Annotated in this window: 2 protein-coding genes; both read left to right on the top strand. The window is 60.2% G+C overall.

Annotated features, from left to right (window positions below; genetic code table 11):
• Nucleotides 1-397 precede the first annotated feature (397 nt).
• Nucleotides 398-1,177, top strand: a complete 780-nt coding sequence (locus tag EOA27_RS41100) for a hypothetical protein (protein WP_210214189.1) — start codon at nt 398-400, stop codon at nt 1,175-1,177.
• A gap of 289 nt (nt 1,178-1,466) precedes the next feature.
• Nucleotides 1,467-2,372, top strand: coding sequence for an AraC family transcriptional regulator (locus EOA27_RS32250; RefSeq protein WP_126082620.1), 906 nt, complete (start codon nt 1,467-1,469; stop codon nt 2,370-2,372).
• Nucleotides 2,373-2,374: the final 2 nt, after the last annotated feature.

The following is a 2,374-nucleotide window of genomic DNA, read 5'->3' as shown; positions in this document are numbered from 1 at the left end:
GATTGCTTCCGGCGAATGAAATGAAAACCCGCGTCGGCGGCGTCAGCGACATGACCATTTGGCGTTGGTTGCGTAAGCCTGATCTTGGCTTTCCTCGCCCGATCAACATCAATGGCCGGAACTATTGGCCCGAAGCCGAGCTTACGGCCTTCATAGAGAGCCGACGCGTCCGCGCTTAACGCAAAAAGCCCGCCTGGCTGCAACCGGCGGGCTTTGCATTCTGACATTCAAGTGGATTGACCGTGAACCATTTTAATGAGTCGCCATCCGGCGAGCAAGAGCCCGTTGCCGAAGACGGCGCGTCAGCGCGGCGTTTGCAATTTGCAAACGTCCGGCAGCACGGCGATGAACAGAAAACACTGAATTCCTCGACGCGATGCGCTCGGCGGGCGTCCATATGGACACCGCCAACTCGCGCGGCGCCTCTCACCCGATTGCCGATGGAAAGGTGCACCGCGCCAATGCCCAGGGCAAGAAAAAGGCCAGGAACCAACACGTTTGGTATGTGCTGCATCTGGACACCCCGGCCTCGGGCGCCTTCGGCGACCTGCAAACCGGAATTCAGGATACATGGACGGAAAAGCGCCCCTCCGCGATGACGGCGGCCGAACGCGCCGAACTGAAAAAACGCATGGCGGAAACGCAACGCCAGCGCGAGGAAGAGCGGGCCGCCCTTAATGCCGCCGCTGCCGCCGCTGCCGGGCTCATCATGGCGTCGACCGAGAAGGCGCCGGCCTCACACCCCTACCTCGCGAAAAAGGGTCTGCCGCCCTTCCCTGGCCTTCGGCGCCTGAAGCAAAACGTCAAATACGTGGTGGACCCCGAGGAAGACCCGCGCACCGCCCGCGCCGGTTCCCTTGTCGTGCCGCTGTACACGCCTGGCGCCGAACTGGCGAGCGTCCAGCTTATCGGCGACGATGGCACGAAACGGTTTCTCAAGGGCACTGCCAAAGATGGGAATTACCATCCGATCGGCAAGCGGCCCGAAGATCCTGGCGCCGGCTTCGTTATCACCATCGCCGAGGCTACAGCACCGCTGCCCGCGTTCATCAGGCTACCGGCTACCTCACTATTACGGCATTCGACGCCGGCAACCTCGGCCCGGTTTCGAAGGCGATACGGGCGAAGTATCCGAAGGCCCGCATTCTGTTCGCGGCGGACAACGACCGCCTTGTGAAGATGCCGGACGGTCGATTTAATCCGGGCGTCACCAAACAGAGGGGTAAATCATGCAGCGACCTCTCCACGGGTCACCGGCCACCGGCTTAGCGGTCGCTCGACGGTCTTACAGCAACATCCGCCTTGGATAGGACAGAGTTTGCCGACGTCTGCGATGGGCCGTAACCCGACGTCCGTTGCTGGAGGCCTTCGGCACAAAGCCGCCATGCTGTTCAGCTCGGCCAGCACAGTCTTGAACTGCTCGTGCGCCTTGATGCAAACTGTTTGCTCAGATTTGAGGGAACCCCATGAACGCCGAAATTGCACGCAGCGTTGGGAGATTCGTAGGTTTGGAGGAGCCGCGGACGCTATCAACACGTTTTCTCCAGGTGGCCGAGATCATCGGTACCCGAGTGAACTGGACACAGGTTGATCAGGGAACACCGGTACACATGGAAAGCAGTAACGGCTATCTGCTGTGCCTTCAGCGCCGCTACCTCCCAAGTTATCCTTACTGGGTCAATGGCAAGCCGGTTTCGTCGATGCCTCTGCACGGGGGACAATTCCTGTTCCTGGACCTCAATGAAGACCATGCCTCTGTAACCAAAGGCACCGTGGATTGCCTCTCCATGTACACCTCTGGCGAGGCACTGCAGCGCTTCCAGGACGAGCATGACTTGCGGCCGGTGGGGAAGCTTCGAACTGCCAACGGTGTGGCCTTGAGTGATCCCACGATAAGCAACTTGGGAGAGTGTCTGGTCCCCGCGTTTGAGCGGCCGGATACGATGGCCCGATTGTTTGCTGACCAGTTGGCCACGGCACTCATGACCCATCTCACCGCGTTTTATTCGGAGCAGCCTGCAGCCCTGCGGCCCGTGCGGGGCGGGTTAGCACGCAGGCATGAGCGTCGGGCGAAGGAGATGCTTCTGGCCAACATGGACGGACAGGTTGGCCTAGAGGAACTCGCGCGGGTATGCGGTTTATCTAGAAGCCACTTCGCCCGTGCTTTCAAAGCTACGGTAGGATTGTCGCCCTTTCAGTGGCTGGTTGCGCAACGCGTGGAACAGGCGAAAAGTATGCTTCTGAATTCGGATTTGCCCGTGGGCGAAATTGGCCATGCCTGTGGCTTCTCGGACCAAAGCCATTTTACCCGCATCTTTGTAAAGTACACAGGTATCGCGCCCGCTGCGTGGCGGCGGGTGCGGAGGTCCTAGGC

The organism is Mesorhizobium sp. M2A.F.Ca.ET.037.01.1.1 (assembly GCF_003998075.1).
Lineage (GTDB): Bacteria > Pseudomonadota > Alphaproteobacteria > Rhizobiales > Rhizobiaceae > Mesorhizobium.
This window is presented reverse-complemented; position numbering and strand designations above follow the sequence as displayed.

Bases quoted from the DNA above. Each gene is read 5' to 3' on its own strand.
- EOA27_RS32250 (WP_126082620.1), top strand. From the start codon at position 1,467: ATGAACGCCGAAATTGCACGCAGCGTTGGGAGATTCGTAGGTTTGGAG.
- EOA27_RS41100 (WP_210214189.1), top strand. From the start codon at position 398: ATGGACACCGCCAACTCGCGCGGCGCCTCTCACCCGATTGCCGATGGA.